Source organism: Streptococcus constellatus, from assembly GCF_902167705.1.
Classification (GTDB): Bacteria; Bacillota; Bacilli; order Lactobacillales; family Streptococcaceae; genus Streptococcus; species Streptococcus constellatus_A.
Map to the genome: position 1 here is coordinate 147,000 of NZ_CABHMZ010000003.1, position 18,594 is coordinate 165,593.

19 protein-coding genes are annotated in these 18,594 nt (G+C 39.0%); 16 read left to right on the forward strand and 3 right to left on the reverse strand.

Annotated elements, in window-relative coordinates; translation table 11 throughout:
- Positions 1–111 precede the first annotated feature (111 nt).
- The 6 genes from FQ204_RS10630 to FQ204_RS00990 all read left to right on the forward strand — a co-directional run bounded on the left by FQ204_RS10630 (position 112) and on the right by FQ204_RS00990 (position 7,487).
- On the forward strand, positions 112–633 hold the full coding sequence (locus tag FQ204_RS10630) for a YSIRK-type signal peptide-containing protein (RefSeq protein ID WP_260843518.1): 522 nt from the start codon (positions 112–114) through the stop codon (positions 631–633).
- A complete protein-coding gene (locus FQ204_RS10635; protein ID WP_260843519.1) occupies positions 630–3,491 on the forward strand; it encodes a mucin-binding protein in 2,862 nt (953 codons plus the stop codon). Before FQ204_RS10630 ends, FQ204_RS10635 begins: the two co-directional genes overlap by 4 nt.
- Entirely contained in the window at positions 3,391–5,025 is a 1,635-nt protein-coding gene (locus FQ204_RS10640) for a mucin-binding protein (RefSeq protein WP_260843520.1), read from the forward strand. The genes FQ204_RS10635 and FQ204_RS10640 overlap by 101 nt, the downstream gene beginning before the upstream one ends.
- A gap of 192 nt (positions 5,026–5,217) precedes the next feature.
- A complete protein-coding gene (locus tag FQ204_RS00980) occupies positions 5,218–5,523 on the forward strand; it encodes a rhodanese-like domain-containing protein (RefSeq protein ID WP_144207508.1) in 306 nt (101 codons plus the stop codon).
- 22 nt (positions 5,524–5,545) lie between these two features.
- Positions 5,546–7,201, forward strand: coding sequence for an FAD-dependent oxidoreductase (locus FQ204_RS00985; protein WP_144207511.1), 1,656 nt, complete (start codon positions 5,546–5,548; stop codon positions 7,199–7,201).
- Complete coding sequence (locus FQ204_RS00990; RefSeq protein WP_144207514.1) at positions 7,191–7,487, forward strand: rhodanese-like domain-containing protein; 297 nt, start codon at positions 7,191–7,193, stop codon at positions 7,485–7,487. The genes FQ204_RS00985 and FQ204_RS00990 overlap by 11 nt, the downstream gene beginning before the upstream one ends.
- 43 nt (positions 7,488–7,530) lie before the next feature.
- On the opposite strand, the gene FQ204_RS00995 is transcribed toward FQ204_RS00990, so the two are convergent.
- Positions 7,531–8,019, reverse strand: a complete 489-nt coding sequence (locus FQ204_RS00995) for a prolyl-tRNA synthetase associated domain-containing protein (RefSeq protein ID WP_003041616.1) — start codon at positions 8,017–8,019, stop codon at positions 7,531–7,533.
- 641 nt (positions 8,020–8,660) lie between these two features.
- Between FQ204_RS00995 and FQ204_RS01000 the strand changes: the two genes are divergently transcribed.
- Positions 8,661–9,062, forward strand: coding sequence for a hypothetical protein (locus FQ204_RS01000; protein WP_144207517.1), 402 nt, complete (start codon positions 8,661–8,663; stop codon positions 9,060–9,062).
- A gap of 43 nt (positions 9,063–9,105) precedes the next feature.
- Here the strand turns inward: FQ204_RS01000 and FQ204_RS01005 are convergent, their stop codons facing one another.
- Entirely contained in the window at positions 9,106–9,363 is a 258-nt protein-coding gene (locus tag FQ204_RS01005) for a metal-sensitive transcriptional regulator (RefSeq protein ID WP_006267925.1), read from the reverse strand.
- A 163-nt stretch (positions 9,364–9,526) separates the two neighbouring features.
- Here FQ204_RS01005 and FQ204_RS01010 point away from each other — a divergent pair, with 163 nt between their 5' ends.
- The 7 genes from FQ204_RS01010 to FQ204_RS01040 all read left to right on the forward strand — a co-directional run bounded on the left by FQ204_RS01010 (position 9,527) and on the right by FQ204_RS01040 (position 14,656).
- Complete coding sequence (locus FQ204_RS01010) at positions 9,527–9,967, forward strand: hypothetical protein (protein WP_144207520.1); 441 nt, start codon at positions 9,527–9,529, stop codon at positions 9,965–9,967.
- Between the two features lie 154 nt (positions 9,968–10,121).
- A complete protein-coding gene (locus FQ204_RS01015) occupies positions 10,122–11,030 on the forward strand; it encodes a LysR family transcriptional regulator (protein WP_144207523.1) in 909 nt (302 codons plus the stop codon).
- Positions 11,027–11,488: a signal peptidase II gene (lspA, locus tag FQ204_RS01020; protein WP_144207526.1), complete on the forward strand. Its 462-nt coding sequence runs from the start codon at positions 11,027–11,029 to the stop codon at positions 11,486–11,488. The genes FQ204_RS01015 and lspA overlap by 4 nt, the downstream gene beginning before the upstream one ends.
- A complete protein-coding gene (locus FQ204_RS01025; RefSeq protein ID WP_144207529.1) occupies positions 11,478–12,374 on the forward strand; it encodes an RluA family pseudouridine synthase in 897 nt (298 codons plus the stop codon). The genes lspA and FQ204_RS01025 overlap by 11 nt, the downstream gene beginning before the upstream one ends.
- Before the next feature lie 230 nt (positions 12,375–12,604).
- Entirely contained in the window at positions 12,605–13,573 is a 969-nt protein-coding gene (locus FQ204_RS01030) for a phosphotransferase enzyme family protein (protein ID WP_144207532.1), read from the forward strand.
- A gap of 100 nt (positions 13,574–13,673) precedes the next feature.
- Positions 13,674–14,012: a zinc ribbon domain-containing protein YjdM gene (locus tag FQ204_RS01035; protein WP_144207535.1), complete on the forward strand. Its 339-nt coding sequence runs from the start codon at positions 13,674–13,676 to the stop codon at positions 14,010–14,012.
- 8 nt (positions 14,013–14,020) lie between these two features.
- Complete coding sequence (locus FQ204_RS01040) at positions 14,021–14,656, forward strand: Pr6Pr family membrane protein (RefSeq protein WP_144207538.1); 636 nt, start codon at positions 14,021–14,023, stop codon at positions 14,654–14,656.
- A gap of 259 nt (positions 14,657–14,915) precedes the next feature.
- On the opposite strand, the gene FQ204_RS01045 is transcribed toward FQ204_RS01040, so the two are convergent.
- Entirely contained in the window at positions 14,916–16,430 is a 1,515-nt protein-coding gene (locus FQ204_RS01045; RefSeq protein ID WP_144207541.1) for a helix-turn-helix domain-containing protein, read from the reverse strand.
- Positions 16,431–17,030: 600 nt separating this feature from the next.
- Between FQ204_RS01045 and FQ204_RS01055 the strand changes: the two genes are divergently transcribed.
- Together FQ204_RS01055 and FQ204_RS01060 are read left to right on the forward strand one after the other, a co-directional pair.
- Positions 17,031–17,294 (forward strand): chorismate mutase, encoded by a 264-nt coding sequence (locus FQ204_RS01055; RefSeq protein ID WP_144207544.1) that lies wholly within the window; start codon positions 17,031–17,033, stop codon positions 17,292–17,294.
- A gap of 16 nt (positions 17,295–17,310) precedes the next feature.
- Positions 17,311–18,528 (forward strand): voltage-gated chloride channel family protein, encoded by a 1,218-nt coding sequence (locus FQ204_RS01060; RefSeq protein ID WP_144207547.1) that lies wholly within the window; start codon positions 17,311–17,313, stop codon positions 18,526–18,528.
- Positions 18,529–18,594 lie beyond the last annotated feature (66 nt).

The following is an 18,594-nucleotide window of genomic DNA, read 5'->3' on the forward strand; positions in this document are numbered from 1 at the left end:
TATAATGTAGGTTTATTCAATTTTTTAGGAATGGGTAATAGGTTTTTATTCTCAACTTTACCTATCAGATAAAGATTATATAGATATTTTACTATGGAAGGAATATACTAAGTGAAAAGTTTTAAACTTTATAATGGAAAACGTGATAAATTTTCTTTACGGAAGAAAAGCGTGGATCTTGTTTCCGTTGCGATAGCCACTTTAGCCATGTATGGAATTGTGGGAGGAAGTCAGACAGTTCAAGCCGAGGAGCAGAAGAGTACTAACAGTCAAGTTACCAGTGTTTCAGATTCATCAGAGAAAACGGAAACTGAAAAAGCTGTTGTTCCAACTCCAATATCAGAAGATGCTTCTTCAGTCAGTAGTTCTTCAGTATCAGAAAGTGAAATAATGGGTGCGGCTCAATCTGTTTCAGGACTTCAAAACTCAAGTACAGAAAGCATGTCATCAGAAGATTCATCTGCATCAAGTAGCAGTAGCTCATCAACGGAAGAAGAATCTTCTAAACCATCTCTAACTCCGTCTCAGTCAGAAACAACTCCGAAGACGAAAGAAGCGAATACAGCACCTCAAACAAGAGCAGCACGCAGTCGCAGAAGTGTGACAGAAACTATTTCTCAGATTTTCAAGTGACTGTTACAACAAGAGATGGTGAAACTATGACTGCTGGGGCTTCAAAAAATCTCTCAGTACAAGAAGTTTCTTTTGAAAAAGTTGAGATGAGGTTTAATCTTACTCAAGATGGCACTTTAAAGTCAGGTGATACAATTCGTATTCCGGTTAAACTAATAAATAATGCCTATGCAGCCTATTATTCTAACCTCAGTTCTGGTACAGTAGAAAAAATTGATGGTGTTGGAACAATTAAATTCGATTATTCTAATCCTAATGATCTTGCTTATGTGATTACATTAAGTAATGAGTTTGCTTCTGCTGCTACAAATACCCAAAAGGCAATTACAATAACTCAAAGAGCCGCTAGTGGAGCAAAATTTACGGCTAAATCAAGTAAGTCAAATATTGAACTGGATATAAATGGAAACACTTTTACATTTAAGCCAGTTCCAAGAGAATTTCCTAAAGCACAAGCTCTGTTTGCGGTATATCATAATATTTCGACTGATGCTGCTAATTCAATTAAAATTGGTACTTCGACTGGTGATGCAAATTATTATAACAATATGTTGTCTAGTGATGGTAAAGAGCCTGGAGATACTAAAATTCCAACAGGGGATATTATTACCATTCATCGCATAAAGGCAGAAAATGGATCAAAGATTGTTGATATTAAGCCAGAACCTTATAGAATTACTAGTACATTAGCTATTAGTGAAGATGGCAAATATCTCGTTAATAAAGATACGTCAACATCTATACCAATCAAAACTGAGAAACAAAATCAGTTAATTTCCTTACCTGCGAATTCAACAGATAATGATATTTTGAAAGCTTTAAAAAAAGCTGGAAAGAATTCTTCAGTGGTTATTGATAATGGCGATGGCACTTACACAGTGGCTACTAACTTAGGAAAAATGACAGGTGAGGGTGCAACTACCTATCATGATATTTGGCCGACAGACGATTACGCACAAATGGGTGATGAGTATCAAGAAATCAATCGCTCAGAAGAAGTTAATAAAAAAGTTAGTGAAATTTTAAAAAATATGAGTGTAATTCAAGGTACTTCTCATTCCACACGAATTACTTTTGCCGATTCATCTATCAATAATAAAATCACTGGCACTTCAAAAAGTTATAGTGTAGAGGATGATGATAGTGTATCTCCTGCACTTAGAGAAGGAACAATTACACAAACAACAACCCCTTCACAAGCACGTTCAGAAGGGCAAAAGAAGATAGCAATACATTATGTAGATACTAATGGTAAGGAGATTGCAACTCAGGACTATCAATATGGCTATCCAGCAGGTTTATCGATTGCGCAACAATCCCCTGATTATACTGCAAATCCAAAAACAATTTTAGGCTATACACTTTTGACTACTGATAAGCAGGTTTCATCGTACGGAACACAATTAAAAGGAACCCAAAAAATTTCGTTTACTAATGACGATCAAGATTTTTATTATGTATACGCTGTAAATCAATATAATGCCCAAGTTACATATATTGATGATACTGATGGAAAAAAAGTCCTTGAAACAAAAGAATTGACTGGTGATTATAACACTACTGATTCTTACAGAACGACTGAAACAATTAAAAAGTATACGGATCAGAATTATGAACTGGTTTCAGATAATTATCCAAGTACGGGTGTAACTTATAATGAAACTTATCAAAAATTTGAAGTTCATCTAAAACATAAGGTCAAAACTGAAACTCAGACTAAGACGGTTAAAGAAACTATTAGGTATGTTTATGCAAAAGATGGAACAAAAGCAGCTTCTGACTATACTGCTGAATTAAAATTTACCAGAACAGCAACAACTGACCTTGTTACAAATGTTACAACTGGTGATTGGACAGCGGAAAATGGAACAAGTTTTGCAGTCGTAACATCGCCGACAATCAAAGGTTACACTCCAGATTTAGCGGAAGTTCCAGCAGTTGACAACATTACTGTTGATAGTTCCAATATCGAAAAGACAGTCGTTTACACAGCTAATCCAGCTAGTGCAAAGGTAACTTATATCGATGACACAACAGGTGAAACGCTTGAAACGAAGGATCTGAATGGACGTTATGGTCAGACTGATCCATATCAAACAGCGGACACTATTAAGAAATATACCGATAAAAATTATGAACTGGTTTCAGACAATTATCCAGCAACCGGTGTGACTTATAATGAAACCCTTCAAACATTTGAAGTTCATCTACGTCATAAGATGGATTTAGTTGAAGACTCTAGGACTGTCAGGGAGACTATCAAGTATGTTTACGAAGATAACACAGAGGCAGCGGATACGAAGGTTCAGATTCTGGACTTTACCCGGTCTATCGAAAAGGATCTGGTGACTAATAAGATTGTCCATAAGTATCCTTGGGCTCCGTCAACAGATACCTTCCCAGAGGTAGTTTCTCCAAAGGTTGATGGTTATACACCAGATAAGGCAACTGTAGCAGCCGTTGACCAGATTACGGGAGATAGCGCAGATATTGAAGAAACGGTTACCTATAAGGCAGATAAGCAAAAAGTGACGTATACGATTATTGATGATACTGCGCAGACCATCCTGAAAGATCAGGAAGAATTGACAAGCGGAAATTCTGATACTCCACTTCCAAGTGGTACAGAAGCCCAGTACAATTCAATCATCGATACTTATCTAGCCCAAGGCTATGAATTGGTTTCAAAAGACCCGCTTCCAGCTAAGTTCGACCTTGATAGCAGTCATGATCAAAATGTTGTTGTCCATTTGAAACATGGCACAGCAGAAAGTCAAGAAAGCAAGAAAGTCAAGAAAGCAAGAAAGTCAAGAAAGCAAGAAAGTAAGCTTGACGGTTCGTTATCATGGAGCAGGTAGTCAAACGCCAGCTAACAACGTGCAAACAGCAACGTGGACACGGACGGTGACGAAAGACAAGGTAACGGGCGATGTTGTGAAGACTACGGATTGGACAGCTGACAAAGCAAGCTATGACGCTGTTCCATCTCCAGTGATTCCAGGTTATACAGTAGATGTAGCAATAGTTCCGGCAGAAACAGTCACTCACGAGGATATGGTTAAGGATGTTTATTACAGCATTCAAACTCAAAAGGTGACTTATACAGTCATTGATGATACTACGCATACAACTTTAAAAGATAAAGTAGAATTAACAACAGGTAATTCTGGTGCGAATCTGCCAGCTGTTGCCCAAACGAAATATGATACAGCTGTTGCGGATTATCTGGCTCAAGGCTATGAATTAGTTTCTAAAGATAATCTTCCAGCTCAATTTGACACAGATAGCAATGTTGACCAAAATGTTGTTGTTCATTTGAAACATAAAGAGACAATTTCTTCTGAGAATAAGACAGTTACTGAAACGATTCATTATGTTTATAAAGACGGTAGTAAAGCAGCAGAAAGTCATAAAGCTACACTAGACTTCGCTAGAGAAGTGCGTACAGACGAAGTAACTAAGACCACTACGAAAGGCGCATGGACACCAGTTCAAGATACGTTCGCAGAAGTTGTTTCTCCAACGATTGCGGGTTATACAGCTGATAAACAAATTGTTGAAGCTATTAGTGGTGTTACAGGCGATAGTAAAGATGTTGTTGTGAAAGTCACATACACAGCTGATAAACAAAGGGTGACCTATACAGTCATTGATGATACGACAGGCACCACTCTGGAAAACCAAGTAGAATTGACCACTGGTAAGTCAGATACTATTCTTCCAGCAACTGCTAAAACGAAGTACGATCAAGTAGTTGCAGCTTACCAAACTCAAGGCTATGAATTAGTCTCTAAAGATGAATTACCAGCCAAGTTTGACACAGATAGCAAAGTTGACCAAAATGTCGTCATTCGTCTAAAACATGGCACAGCAGAAAGTCAAGAAAGCAAGAAAGTCAAGAAAGCAAGCTTGACGGTTCGTTATCATGGAGCAGGTAGCCAAACACCAGCCAACAACGTGCAAACAGCAACGTGGACACGGACGGTGACGAAAGACAAGGTAACGGGCGATGTTGTGAAGACTACGGATTGGACAGCTGACAAAGCAAGCTATGACGCTGTTCCATCTCCAGTGATTCCAGGTTATACAGTAGATGTAGCAATAGTTCCGGCAGAAACAGTCACTCAAGAGGATATGGTTAAGGATGTTTATTATACTGCGGTCCCAGTAACTCCAGATAAACCAACTCCTCCAGTAGTTCCGTCAACACCGGACAAGCCAACAACTCCGACAGTTGTACCGACGACTCCTACAAAAGCAACTCCAACGAAAACAGAGATCTTGCCAAGCACAGGTGATTCTCAAGTTGGTTCAACCCTTGCAACGCTGACGGGCGTAAGTTTACTTCTATCAGCTTTCGGTTATATTGGTCATCGTAAAAAAGAAGATTGATGAATCTTTTGTAAACATATAAAAGTGATCTAAAGGTTGAATCATTCGATAGAAAGGATAAGCTTCACAAGCAACCTAACGTGGTTGATTTGTGAAGCTTCCTTTTTTTATAAAAATATTGGAACAAGATTCTTGACAAAAGAAAGGCTTCATGGTTTAATATACCCCATAAGGGTATAAATGGAGGTGCTTATGTTTCACTTATTTACGAAAATAAACAGTATTTCTACAAGTGAATTGGAACAAAAATTAAAAGAGAAAATTCAACTGCTGGATGTTCGGACGCCGTCGGAATATCGGTCTGCTCATATTAAGGGCGCAAAGAATGTCCCGCTCAATGAAATCGCAAGATACAAGCCGACAACAAATGAGACATTATATGTCATTTGTCAGTCTGGTGTGCGGAGCAAAATGGCGACCAAAAAGTTAAAGAAAAAAGGCTACGATGTTGTGAATGTTCAAGGCGGAATGAGTGCTTGGACTGGAAAAGTGGTTTAAACGTTATAAAGGAGGAAGTTGAATGAAAATCATCATTGTTGGTGGAGTTGCGGGTGGAATGTCTGCGGCGACGCGTTTAAGAAGACTAATGGAAGACGCTGAGATTATTATTTTTGAGAAAGGACCATTCGTTTCCTTTGCGAACTGTGGTCTGCCTTACTATGTTTCAGGGGAAATTGCTAATCGGGAAGATTTGTTAGTGCAAACGCCTGAGAGTTTAAAGGCACGCTTTCATCTAGATGTTCGTCCTTTTCATGAAGTGACGGCTATCTCACCAGATCAACATACAGTGACGGTTCGGCATGACGGAAAGGAATTTACAGAGAGTTACGACAGGCTGATTTTGTCTCCGGGAGCAAAGCCTTTTGTGCCTCCGATTGACGGTTTGGAAACAGCCGAAAATACTTATACTTTGCGCAATGTTCCTGACCTAGATGAGATTATGTTGGCTTTGGAGAAACAGCCAAAAGAAGCTGTGGTGATTGGGGCTGGATTCATTGGTCTTGAAATGGCAGAAAATCTTCGGAAGCGCGGTTTGAAGGTGACGATTGTTGAAAAAGCACCGCATGTTTTGCCACCGCTTGATGAAGAAATGGCTGCTTTTGTTCAAGCTGAACTGCTGAAAAACGGCATTCAAGTGATAACTTCTCAGTCTGCTACGCGATTTGAGGACAAGGGACAGGTCATTGTGCTGGAAAATGGGCAAAAGATTGCTTCTGATGTGACCATTCTGTCTGTCGGGGTGCAACCAGAGAATGCTTTGGCACAGTCAGCAGGTATTGAACTAGGACTGCGTGGTGGTATTCTAGTCAATGAGCGTTACGAAACTAGTCAACCTGATATTTATGCAGTCGGTGATGCGATTGTGGTCAAGCAAGAGATTACAGGAGAAGATGCGCTGATTTCATTGGCTTCGCCTGCCAATCGTCAAGGTCGCCAAGTGGCGGACGTGATTGCTGGGCTAGCTCGCAAGAATAAAGGTAGCATTGGTACAGCTATCGTTCGGGCATTTGACATGACGGCGGCTTCGACAGGGCTGAGCGAGCGCATTCTTCGTATGAATGGTCTACCTTATCAAGTCATTCATGTCAGTGGGAAGGATCATGCTGGTTACTATCCGGGTGCGACTGATGTGACCTTGAAGCTCCTCTTTGAGCCAACAAGTGGCAAAATTTACGGTGCGCAAGGCGTTGGGGAAAAAGGTGTTGACAAGCGGATTGATATTTTGGCGACGGCTATCAAAGGCAATCTAACGATTTTTGATTTGCCAGAGTTGGAATTTACCTATGCGCCACCGTTTGGCTCTGCTAAAGATCCAGTCAATATGCTGGGTTATGCAGCCTTAAACTTGGTAGAAGGTTTGAGCGACAATATCCAGTGGTATGAATTGGAAGATGAACTAGCTGCTGGTAAGAAATTCCTAGACGTTCGGACAGCCAGCGAATTTAAGCAAGGTCATCTGAAAGTTGATACGGTTCACATCCCGTTGAATGAGCTACGTGAGCGTTTGGAAGAGCTAGACAAGTCGCAGGACTACATCGTGAGCTGTCATAGCGGACTTCGTAGCTATATTGCTGAGCGCATTCTCAAACAAGCAGGATTTTCTGTTAAGAATCTAGATGGCGCCTTTGCCTTGTACAAAATGGTGAAACCAGAGGGAGTAGAATATGGAAACTAGTATCAGCATGCCTGAATTTTATGAAAAATACCAAACAGAGAACTTGTCCATTCTTGATGTGCGAGAAGATTATGAGTTTCAAATGGGGCACGTGCCAACGGCAAAAAATCTGCCCTTAAGCACTTTTGAGACAGGCTACAAGCAACTCAGCCCGCAGGAAAGATACTATGTCATCTGCCAATCAGGTGCACGTTCTGCGGCTGCGTGTCAGTTTTTAAGTGCGCAAGGATTTGATGTAACCAATGTAGCTGGCGGCATGAATTTCTGGCCCGGAGAGGTGGAATGACACAAAAAGACCGATTAAGTTTGCGCTTAATCGGTTTGTTGTTTTATAATTCGATAATATGAGCTTCGTAGCCAATGGCTTCTAGGAATTTGAGTAGGTCTGTCGTGTTTAAAAAGAGTGTTTTCTCATTGGTATTAGGGTGAAAACTCATTCGTTTTTCCGACATGATTTCTTTGTCAAAATAAACTTGAATGTCTTTATCGGCATTGTTTAACAATCCAAATGGAGAAACGACGCCTGCTGGCAACATCATTTTTTCAAATAGGCTGTCAGAGGATGCCATGCGGATTCTATTGGCTTTTACCAGTTCTTTAAACAAATCCATGTCCAAGCGCTTTTTGTCGTCCATGATGAGCAAGTAGTAGGCAGTTTTCTTTTTGTTAGTGAGAAACATCGTTTTGGTGCGGACGCCTTCAATGCCTTCGATAAAGCTGTCTGCTTGCTCGGTCGTAAGTGCCGGTTCGTGTTCCACGATTTCAAATGGAATGTTTAGCTTGTTTAAGGTTTCTTCTACTTTTGCGTATAAGTCCATTTTACTTGCCTCCTTTGATTTGTTTTATTACCTTTATTATATCATATTGAGGGGACTTTTCTTTCAATGGTCGACCGCCTGTCACTCCGTCGACTGGGTCGACAGCTTGCCCTGAAAGTAGTTTACTTTGTCGACTGGGTCGATAGCCTGCCCCAAAAGCGATTTACTCCGTCGACCGAGTCGATAGTCTGTCCTAAAAGCAGTTCACTCCGTCGACCGGGTCGATAGCCTGCCCTGAAAGTAGTTTACTCTGTCCGCTGGGCTGACGGTTTGCCCAGAAACAAGTTCACTTCGTTCGCCGTGCTGACGGCTTGCCTAGAAACAAGTTTGCTCTGTCCGCCGGGCTGACGGCTTGCCTAGAAACAGGTTCACTCTGTCCGCCGGGCTGACGGTTTGCCCAGAAACAAGTTCACTTCGTCCGCCGGGCTGACGGCTTGCCCAGAAACAAGTTCACTCCGTCCGCTAGGCTGACGGCTTGCCTAAAAACAGGTTCACTCTGTCCGCCAAGCTGACACTCCTTTAAGAGCTGCGTGCAGTTCTATTTTTCTAAATAAATGAGGTGATAGCTTGAATCTTGCGTTCTGCCGTGCTATGATAATATCAAATCAAACGTGTCGGTCAGCTAAGAGGAGGCGCAAAGGTTGGAAAAGGATTATAATGGCAAAGAAAAACAAGCAATTAGGTTTAGACTTTACCTTTTACTCGTACTAGTAGTGGTTGGTGAAGGTGTTTTGCTGTATTCTACGATTACAAAAATGACTATCCCCCTTCTTCTGGTGCATTTCACTTTCTTTTTTAATGGACTGAATCTGGGCCTTTCTAAAAGATTCCTAGCAGTTTTAAAACGATTTAGCAAAAAGAACAACGAAGAGAGGTTGAATTACCGTTTTATAGATACTCTTACTTTTCTTGCCTTATTTTTGTATTTAATCTCAGATAGGATCTCCCAGTCTTCACACTCGCTCATAATGGTTGTAGCCTATCCTGTATTTTGGGGGCTGATGTCAGGGATTCTGATTCAAAGCAGAAAGCAACTGTTATAAGATATAAGAAACAAACCTCAGCAGTTTTCATCGCCTGCTGAGGTTATTTTCGTTTGATAAGGTATTGGACGGCTTTTTCTAGTCGCTCTTTTTGTGCTTCTGGGTCGTCTAAAGGGTGGTCGAGGCATTCGGTGAGATTTTCGGTAATCATCAACTCAATGACCCGCTCGACACTAGAGCGCACAGCGGTTAATTGGGTGATAATGTCCGCACAGTCGCGCTCTTCCTCTATCATTTTTTGAATGCCGCGCAGTTGTCCCTCGGAGCGTTTCAGCCGCGTAATAAGCTTTGAATTTGCCATGTCCTTTTGTCCTCTGTTTATTTTTTTACATTATATCTTGAATAGACCTCTTTGTCAAAGTTCTCGCTCTTTATTTATGATATAATGAGGGAGGTATGATGTGAATGGTTTGTGTCAAACTTGGATGTTCACCATGATAGAAGTCGTCTATGAGGAGGTAAACATGTGTCAAGAATGTTATTCTAGGGAAAGTAGAAGAACGCCTTTACTGAATCCTTTGGATTGTTTGCAACACCACAGGCAGTATATTTGTGGAACATGTGGGCGTTGTATCTGCATTGAAAAAGACCCAAAGAGAGGATTGCAAAGGTGGCATTTTCCGTTTAAATCCTTAGAAATCGCAAAGCTATACTTGCGAACCGCTGATTATACGATGAAAAAGCCGTGCGGTATTTATGAAATAGAAAATAGCAAGGGAAGACTGTCTTATAAAATATTTGCAGCAAAAGAAGATTTACAAGTATTTTTAAAAAAGAATAAGGATAAAACATGTCCATTGCTGGCACCTGTTTTTACCGTTCATGAATACAAAGAGTACCCAAATACAGAAGTGCGAAAATTGACAGCTGATGAGATAAGCCGCTACATGAGTGAAAGAACTTGAATGTCACTTGCAGCAGCCAAAAACAACTTGTTTTATTATCTGCTTTATTAGGAAGATATGAAAGAAGCGACGACTGGATTTCATGGGTGTATGACGGTTTAGTTATGCCTTGATTTATGCTATAATGATAAAACACTTGAAAGAGGATAAAAGAATGAATATTCAACAACTGCGCTATGTTGTAGCCATTGCCAATAGTGGCACCTTTCGTGAAGCAGCTGAGAAAATGTATGTCAGCCAGCCGAGCTTGTCTATTGCGGTTCGGGATTTAGAAAAAGAATTGGGTTTTAAAATATTCCGTAGAACGAGCAGCGGCACATTTCTGACACGTCGAGGAATGGAATTTTACGAAAAAGCCCAAGAATTGGTCAAAGGATTTGATGTATTTCAAAATCAATACGCTAACCCAGAGGAAGAAAAGGCAGAATTTTCCATTGCCAGCCAGCACTATGATTTCTTGCCGCCTCTGATAACGGAATTTGCCAAATGCTATCCAAAAGATAAGAATTTCCGAATTTTTGAATCCACAACGGTGCAGATTTTAAACGAAGTCGCACAAGGGCACAGCGAGATTGGCATTATCTATCTGAATAACCAAAATACCAAGGGAATGATGCAGCGGATTGATAAATTGGGGTTGGAAGTGGTAGATTTGATTCCTTTTCAGACACACATTTATCTGCGGGCAGACCACCCTTTAGCTGAAAAAGATGAGTTAGTTATGGACGATTTGGTAGATTTGCCGACGGTTCGTTTTACACAGGAAAAGGACGAATATCTCTATTATTCAGAGAATTTCGTGGACACCAGCGCCAGTTCGCAGATGTTTAATGTGACGGACCGTGCTACTTTAAATGGTATTTTAGAGCGGACAGATGCTTATGCGACAGGCTCTGGATTTTTGGATAGCAATAGTGTAAACGGCATTACGGTGATTCGATTAAAAGACAATTTGGAAAACCGCATGGTTTATGTCAAACGCGAAGAAGTAGAGCTTTCACCGGTCGGTGCAGCTTTTGTTGCTGTGATGGAAGAATATTTTGCAAAAAGAGGTGAAAAATGAAACGAAAAGTGACCGTGCCGATTGTGATTGTAGCCTTGATTGCGCTGGATCAATGGGTCAAGTTTGAAATTGTCAAAAACATTCAATTAGGCGAAGTAAAGCCTTTCATTCCAAAGATTTTGAGTTTGACTTATTTGCGAAATACAGGAGCGGCATTTTCAATTCTGGAGAACCAGCAATGGTTGTTTGCGGTAATTACTTTAGTGGTGATTGGAGCTGCTATTTGGTATTTGAGCAAGCACATCAAAGGTTCTGTCTGGTTGCTGTCTGCTCTGAGTTTGATTATTGCAGGTGGAATTGGAAATTTTATTGACCGCATGCGCCAAGGTTTTGTCGTGGATATGTTTCAGCTCGATTTTATCAATTTTGCAATTTTTAATGTTGCGGATAGTTATCTGACGATTGGCGTGCTTGTGCTGATAGTGATGATGTTAAAGGAAGAGGACAATGCAAGTTAAAGTAGAGATTGGCGGTGTACGATTGGACAAGGCGGTTGCTGATTTGACACCATTATCCCGCAGCCATGCCAATGAGCAAATCAAAAATGGACAAATCTTAGTCAATGGGCAAGTGAGGAAAGCAAAGTATGCTGTCAAGGCAGGCGATGTGATTACTTATGAATTGCCCGAACCAGAAGCGCTGGAGTATGTTGCAGAAAATCTGCCGCTAGATATTGTTTATCAGGATGAAGATGTCGCAGTGGTGAACAAGGCTCAAGGCATGGTGGTGCATCCCAGTGCAGGGCATACGAGCGGAACGCTGGTCAATGCGCTGATGTACCACATCAAGGATTTGTCCGGTATCAATGGTGTTTTGCGTCCTGGAATTGTTCATCGGATTGACAAAGACACATCAGGATTGTTGATGATTGCCAAGAACGATGATGCGCATATCAAGCTCGCTGAGGAATTAAAAGATAAAAAATCCCTACGGAAGTATTGGGCTATTGTGCATGGCAATCTGCCGAATGATAGAGGCGTTATTGAAGCACCGATTGGACGCAGTGAAAAAGATAGAAAAAAACAAGCTGTAACAGCAAAAGGAAAACCAGCTGTTACACGTTTTCACGTTTTAGAACGTTTTGGCAATTATACGCTGGTAGAATTGCAGCTGGAAACAGGTCGTACGCATCAAATTCGTGTGCACATGGCTTATATTGGTCACCCAGTGGCAGGTGATGAAGTATATGGACCACGTAAAACGCTAAAAGGGCACGGTCAATTTTTACATGCTAGAACGCTTGGATTTACTCATCCTAAGACGGGAGAAGTCATGGAATTTACAGCAGAAGCGCCAGCTATTTTCCAAGAAACACTAGAGAAATTGAGAAAAGAAATGAAGTGAGAAAAGACTCTTTGTGCTTCATTTCTTTTTTATTTTGCTCGAAATTTTGGTATAATAATGCAATGTATCAGGCTGGGGAGAGAGTAGAAATGAAGTATAAACGGATTGTATTTTAGTAGAGGAAACATTATCAAAGCCGTTGCTGCGTCTTATAAACGCACTCAGGAACTGGGAAAATGAAATAAACAAATTTGTGGTATACTTTAGTGTAAAAATCGGGAGGTAAGGAAATGTTTTTCCAACCATTTCAAAATGAAATATTGATTAAAAAACTACTTCGAGATTTATATGGTGAAGATATATCATTACGTCCGTTATCAGGTGGGACTGAGAACTTAAATTATGTAATGAATGAACGAGTTGTTGTGCGTATTCTCTATCTTCCTCAGACTTCTCTGCTTTTTTCTGAGGCGGAATCTTATTTGCAGAGAGAAATTCAATTTGCAAATGCGTTGCGCGAGGAAGGATTGAATGATTTTGCTTATCTTCCTTTTCAAGACGGAGAGTGGATTTTCTCATTAAGTGTTAATAAAGGCACTATATATGTAATGCAATCTGTCTATTTAAAAGGAGAAATCGTTTCTTTTGAGAAAAATATAATTCCTCAGATAGCTCAAAAAATCGTTCGTTTTCATGATTTCTCAAAGGAAAATTTTACAGAATATCAGAGAATTCCAGTCTATGATGATTTGGTTTCTAGTTTGCATATTAGGTCACTCTCTTATGAAAAGGAATTAGAAAAGGATATTCCAAATTATAAAGATTATTGGGAATTATTCCAAATAAATACAAGTATTTTAAAGAAAGCGAAACAAGCTCAGTCTGCCTTTTTCATTCATAACGATTTGCACGCTGACAATATTCTTTTTCACAAAGGTAAATTAAATATTCTAGACTTTGGTGATGCACGTTATTCTCTTCCAGAGGAAGATATTGGAACATTTTTGTGGGGCTTGTCTTTGAAAACTAATGTTGCGTCATTTACTGAACTGGCTAACTTGTTTTTTGCAAATTATACTAGGGAAATCAATCCAGAACTTTGTTACCGTTTTGCTTTGCAGCGTTTCTTAGAAATTCATTTATTTTACTTGGTAGAAAATCAAAAGAACAGCACCTTAATGAAGTATCAAAAGGCAAAATTTACAAAAGAGAAAGCGATGATTGACTATTTAAGCAATCACATTTCCTTTAGAAATTAGTCATTTTCTTTAATTTGTCAAATTTTTTATTTTATAGTAAAATAGGAAAGTATGATAAATTTTAGGCAAAATGCTTAGAGATGATTAGTGAGGAGAGAAGATGAATCAATTACCAAATTGTCCAAAATGCAACTCAGAATATGTTTACGAAGATGGTTTACTATTAGTTTGTCCAGAATGTGCTTATGAATGGAATCCGGCAGAAGTCCTTGAAGAAGATGATCGTATCAGAGCGATTGATGCAAATGGCAATCAACTTGCGGACGGAGATACTGTCACTCTCATCAAAGATTTAAAAGTCAAAGGTGCTCCAAAGGATTTGAAACAAGGGACGCGCGTGAAAAACATTCGGATTGTAGAAGGAGACCATAATATTGACTGCAAGATTGACGGTTTTGGTGCGATGAAGCTTAAATCAGAATTTGTTAAGAAAATCTGAGGTTGATGATGAAGCGAAATGTAATTTTTTATAGTCGCATGGTGCTGTTTATCTTAGGATTTGTAGGAGTTTATCTTGAAATTACACAGCATGGCGGTTTGGGCATGCTCATGTATTACACTGTTTTGTCTAACATGATCGTAACAGCTTTCACAGCCTATTTGCTATATCTAATGGCGCGTTCTGAAAGTCGTTGGCAAACGCAAACACTCTTTCGGATCAAAGGCGGTATCACGATGTGTATCATGATTACTTGTGTGATTTACCATTTCATGCTTGCTCCATTAGCAACTGATTTTTATCGGCTAGAAAATTTCTTATGCCATTACATTGTGCCGCTATGGTTTTTAGTAGATACCTTGTTTTTTGATAAACGCTCACAATATCGGTGGTTTGACCCATTTACTTGGACTAGTCTGCCTTTACTTTACATGGCTTTTGCCCTGTTTAATGGTCTGGTCATCAAGTGGTCTATTCCAGGTGCCAAAGACAGTCCGTTTGCTTATTTCTTTTTAAACATTCCCAAATATGGTTGGCCTTATGTCTTGCAGTGGTCCTTCAAAATCTTTATTGGTTATTTGCTTGCGAGCTTTTTGCTCTACGGAATTATGTCCCTATCTTCACGTAGGAAATTGTCTTCTTAATACTTGGCAAAGCAGATTTTGTCTGAAGAAAAACTTTTTTGAGTCATTTTCTTCAGACTTTTTTCCTGCTGAAAAATTAAATTACTTGAAACTAAGCTGAAAATTTGCCTCTTTATTTATATTGTTGCGATTTGCAATCTTTAGTCATCTGTAAGCTATTCAAATTTATGAAAACAATGAGATAAGAAAATAGTTTTATTACATCTCTGATATAAAGAAAAAGTTTATTTATTTGATAATATTTCTATAAAAATTATGGCTAAAGTAACTTTTTCAACCCATTGATATATTCCTGATACCGCTTTTTCCTCAATTTATAAATTGCTTCATAGATATGTTGGTAATGAATGTCATAAAAATTCATTGAGAAGTTGATGAGGATATGTTCCTTCTCAGGAAACAAGCTCTTGATATAAGTCGAAATATGTTGATCCGCCACAATTATGCTCGTCTCTTCATGGGCTTGTAAGTGTAGAGAATTATTCAAAAAATCAATTACCACAATCCGAGTAATAGAAGGTGGAATATTTCTTGAAAAAGCATTCTTTAAAGTGGTTACATCTGCATTGTTACTTGCAAAAATGTACAGTGGAATGGGTGCCATATTAGCATAAATCAGCTCCTGCAGCTGAATGGTTACGTGATAAATGTGGTACTTGTGTACTTCACCCGTCAATCCTAGCTCTTTCATCCATTCTTTTACAAGTGAACTCAAAAGGAGATAAAGTGGGTCAAACAATCCGCGATGATCGTATTGGAAAATGTAAGAATTGGGTACCAGACTCTGTAAATTGCAGAGAAAAGGTTTCAAAAAGAAAAGCATAACAATCCGAAACGGTTGAGAGTCAGTCAGCTCATCTCCGAATAACAAGCGAAATTTTTGAATGAGCGGCACCAACATTCCTTGTTTTGTGACAATATCGAGAGCAGCATTGCAATCGTGCTCCAGCCATTTGTCTTTAAAGAAAGGATTGGGAGCAGTACAATAGGCTAAAAAGAGATAATCATAGTCTGCTTGTGTAAACGTCACTTTTAGAGCGGGTTCTAAGATTTTCTTGGTTAAGGCTAGTAATTTGGAATAGACAAAGAGTGTTTTGAGTTTCTCCAATTCTTGTGAGGCGGGCAGAACCAGAGGAAATCCCTTTCGTTTCCACATTAGCACCACGAGAATAGAAAAGAAGCGACTTTCTTCTGTAGCTTCTTCAAAGGCTTTTTGCGAGAGGTGGGCGTTAGAAGAACGAATCCATTGATAAACGAGCTTCAACTCTTTGTCTTTAATCTCATACAGATGAATGCCAAATTTATATTCCAACAAGGCGATAAGGAAACGAATGCGGTATTCTGGTCCTATGACCTGATATTTGTCTAAAGATAGTCCGACTTCTTTCAGAAAGTCCAGACACTTATCACGTATTCGGTAGCCGGTTGCTCTAGAAATGTATTCCTTTTGGATGAAACAAATGAAACTCTCTTTTTCCTCTTGCAAGAAATAGCGCAAGAGGTGGAGAAAAGTTGAACTTTGATAAATCCGATGAAAACAGACCGAAGGATTGATTTTTGTCATCAGGTCTAAGTGAACCGTGTCTTTTAGAACTCTCAGACAAAATAAATCATTGAATTCCTCTTCTAATTCTGCTAGATGTTGATAGATGATTTTTTCACTAAATTCACTGAGTTGTGCTAGTTGCTCAATATCAATCGTTTGAAATTCTAGAATAATTTGTAAAATAGTTGCTTTATTTAAAATAGATTCTTCCAAATATTTATCTAACATAGACGATTCTCCCTCTATTTTTTTAAATTACCATAGAAAGAAAGGGCTTGTCAACTAAGATTTTAGAAAAACCAGCATCGTGGACATTATTGGGAGCAATTGAGGTTAAAAGGGACGGGATTTTGCTGGGCTTGTCTCATTTTTAGCAAGCTTTTTTGCATTCAATTGAGAAAAAGGAGGAGATAATCTATTCATATTTATTTTGGTTAAGTCTTTTTGGAGTGAAAATATCTCTTTTGAGACTTGTATTTAATTGTATGACAATTTTTGAATAGATAGGTGTATAATAAATATAGCAATTATAAATGATTTCATAATCTTTGAAGTAGATTTACTCACTACAAATATTATAGAGCCGATATTATTAAATCCTAGTCTTCATGCGTGCATTATTCCAAGCCAAAATAAAAAAGAATTTGAAGAAATCATTCCAAATCATCTGAAAGATAGGATTTACTATTTAGACTATCAAAACGATGGACTTGTAAAATGGAATGATAGGGTGTATGAAAAAGTACTTGAAGTGGCTGGTAGTGATAAAACGGGCACTAGCATATTGTGAAAAATTTTGTTAAGATAGAAAACAATTAGGAGGACATCATGGATTTAGCAGAAATTAGAAGAGAAATTGATCAAATAGATGCAGATTTGATTGCTTTATTAGAAAAAAGAATGGCTTTGGTGAGTCAAGTTGCTCTTTATAAACGTCAGACTGGAAAAGCTGTCTTGGATACCCAACGTGAACAAGTTATTCTAGAGAAAGTTGCAAATAGTGTACATGAAAAACAGTACGAGGAAACCATTGTTCAGACTTTTTCAGATATTTTAAAACATTCACGTGCTTATCAAGACCGGCATATCTAATAATGAGGGCAATAAAATGAAAAAAGTAGATAGCGTAGAATGGCTTGATATTGGGAAACGAACGATAGCTATTACGGTATTGTCCATTCTCATAGGATTAGTGATTGGAGTTATTGATACGATATTTGGGCGAACTCTTCTATTTTTAAGTGAAGTTCGCTCAATATATCCCTTTTACTTGATTCCTTTTTTAGCTTTGGCAGGATTAGCGATTGTATTTCTTTATCAAAAATACGGTAAAAAAAGTAGCAAAGGAATGACCTTGATTTTTGAAGTAGGGCATGGTGTAGAGGAATATATTCCAAAACGCTTGATTCCTCTCGTTATAGTGAGAACTTGGATGACGCACCTTTTTGGTGGCTCAGCTGGTCGAGAAGGAGTAGCAGTACAATTAGGAGCAACAGTTTCTCATTGGTTTGGCAAGAAATTTTCTATTCCCAATACTTCAAAAATCTTTTTAGTCACAGGAATGGCTGCTGGTTTTGCTGGACTGTTTCAAACACCATTGGCGGCAATTTTGTTTGCAATGGAAGTCTTGGTTGTAGGAACCTTGCAACTGACCGCTCTGTATCCTGCAATGATAGCTTCCTTTGTTGCTTCTTGGACATCGCATGTTTTAGGACTTGAAAAATTTGCACAGCCAATTTCTGTTCATTTGGCATTGTCACCGATGCTTCTTATCAAATTAGTGATTCTTGGAGTTCTATTTGGATTTTGTGGCAATGTATTTGCTTATGCTCTTTCATGGAGCAAAAAGAAAGCAGCAATTGTTTTTCCAAATCCCTACAAACGGATTGCGGTGATGGGGATATTTTTAAGTATTATCTTTCTGTTGTTAGATAAAGGACGCTACTCAGGGCTTGGAACAAATTTGATTACAGCCAGTTTTGCTGGTCAGCCCGTCTATGTATATGATTGGCTCTTCAAATTACTTCTAACAGTTTTGACATTAGCTGCAGGCTTTCAAGGCGGAGAAGTAACACCGCTTTTTGCAATTGGTGCAAGCTTAGGTGTGTTGCTAGCAGGTTTATTTGGACTCCCGGTTGGTTTGGTTGCTGCGTTGGGCTATGCCGCTGTTTTTGGAAGTGCAACATCTACTTTTTTAGGCCCTATTCTAATCGGCTGTGAAGTATTTGGCTTTACTAATTTCCCCTATTTTTTCATAGTCTGTGTGGTAGCCTTTTCTCTACATCGCCAGCATTCAATTTATGGAGCTCAGAAAATTCGATATTGAAGAATGTTCTCCTGCAAGGTTTTGACTTGTAGGAGATTTTTGTTTTGTGTTATACTAGAAAAAGCA

What these genes read in the sequence shown, in the direction of transcription:
- FQ204_RS10640 (WP_260843520.1), top strand. Translation starts at nt 3,391, where the DNA reads ATGGCACAGCAGAAAGTCAAGAAAGCAAGAAAGTCAAGAAAGCAAGAA.
- FQ204_RS00980 (WP_144207508.1), top strand. Translation starts at nt 5,218, where the DNA reads ATGTTTCACTTATTTACGAAAATAAACAGTATTTCTACAAGTGAATTG.
- FQ204_RS00985 (WP_144207511.1), top strand. Translation starts at nt 5,546, where the DNA reads ATGAAAATCATCATTGTTGGTGGAGTTGCGGGTGGAATGTCTGCGGCG.
- FQ204_RS00990 (WP_144207514.1), top strand. Translation starts at nt 7,191, where the DNA reads ATGGAAACTAGTATCAGCATGCCTGAATTTTATGAAAAATACCAAACA.
- FQ204_RS00995 (WP_003041616.1), bottom strand. Translation starts at nt 8,019, where the DNA reads ATGGACTTATACGCAAAAGTAGAAGAAACCTTAAACAAGCTAAACATT.
- FQ204_RS01005 (WP_006267925.1), bottom strand. Translation starts at nt 9,363, where the DNA reads ATGGCAAATTCAAAGCTTATTACGCGGCTGAAACGCTCCGAGGGACAA.
- FQ204_RS01010 (WP_144207520.1), top strand. Translation starts at nt 9,527, where the DNA reads ATGTGTCAAGAATGTTATTCTAGGGAAAGTAGAAGAACGCCTTTACTG.
- FQ204_RS01015 (WP_144207523.1), top strand. Translation starts at nt 10,122, where the DNA reads ATGAATATTCAACAACTGCGCTATGTTGTAGCCATTGCCAATAGTGGC.
- lspA (WP_144207526.1), top strand. Translation starts at nt 11,027, where the DNA reads ATGAAACGAAAAGTGACCGTGCCGATTGTGATTGTAGCCTTGATTGCG.
- FQ204_RS01025 (WP_144207529.1), top strand. Translation starts at nt 11,478, where the DNA reads ATGCAAGTTAAAGTAGAGATTGGCGGTGTACGATTGGACAAGGCGGTT.
- FQ204_RS01030 (WP_144207532.1), top strand. Translation starts at nt 12,605, where the DNA reads ATGTTTTTCCAACCATTTCAAAATGAAATATTGATTAAAAAACTACTT.
- FQ204_RS01035 (WP_144207535.1), top strand. Translation starts at nt 13,674, where the DNA reads ATGAATCAATTACCAAATTGTCCAAAATGCAACTCAGAATATGTTTAC.
- FQ204_RS01040 (WP_144207538.1), top strand. Translation starts at nt 14,021, where the DNA reads ATGAAGCGAAATGTAATTTTTTATAGTCGCATGGTGCTGTTTATCTTA.
- FQ204_RS01045 (WP_144207541.1), bottom strand. Translation starts at nt 16,430, where the DNA reads ATGTTAGATAAATATTTGGAAGAATCTATTTTAAATAAAGCAACTATT.
- FQ204_RS01055 (WP_144207544.1), top strand. Translation starts at nt 17,031, where the DNA reads ATGGATTTAGCAGAAATTAGAAGAGAAATTGATCAAATAGATGCAGAT.
- FQ204_RS01060 (WP_144207547.1), top strand. Translation starts at nt 17,311, where the DNA reads ATGAAAAAAGTAGATAGCGTAGAATGGCTTGATATTGGGAAACGAACG.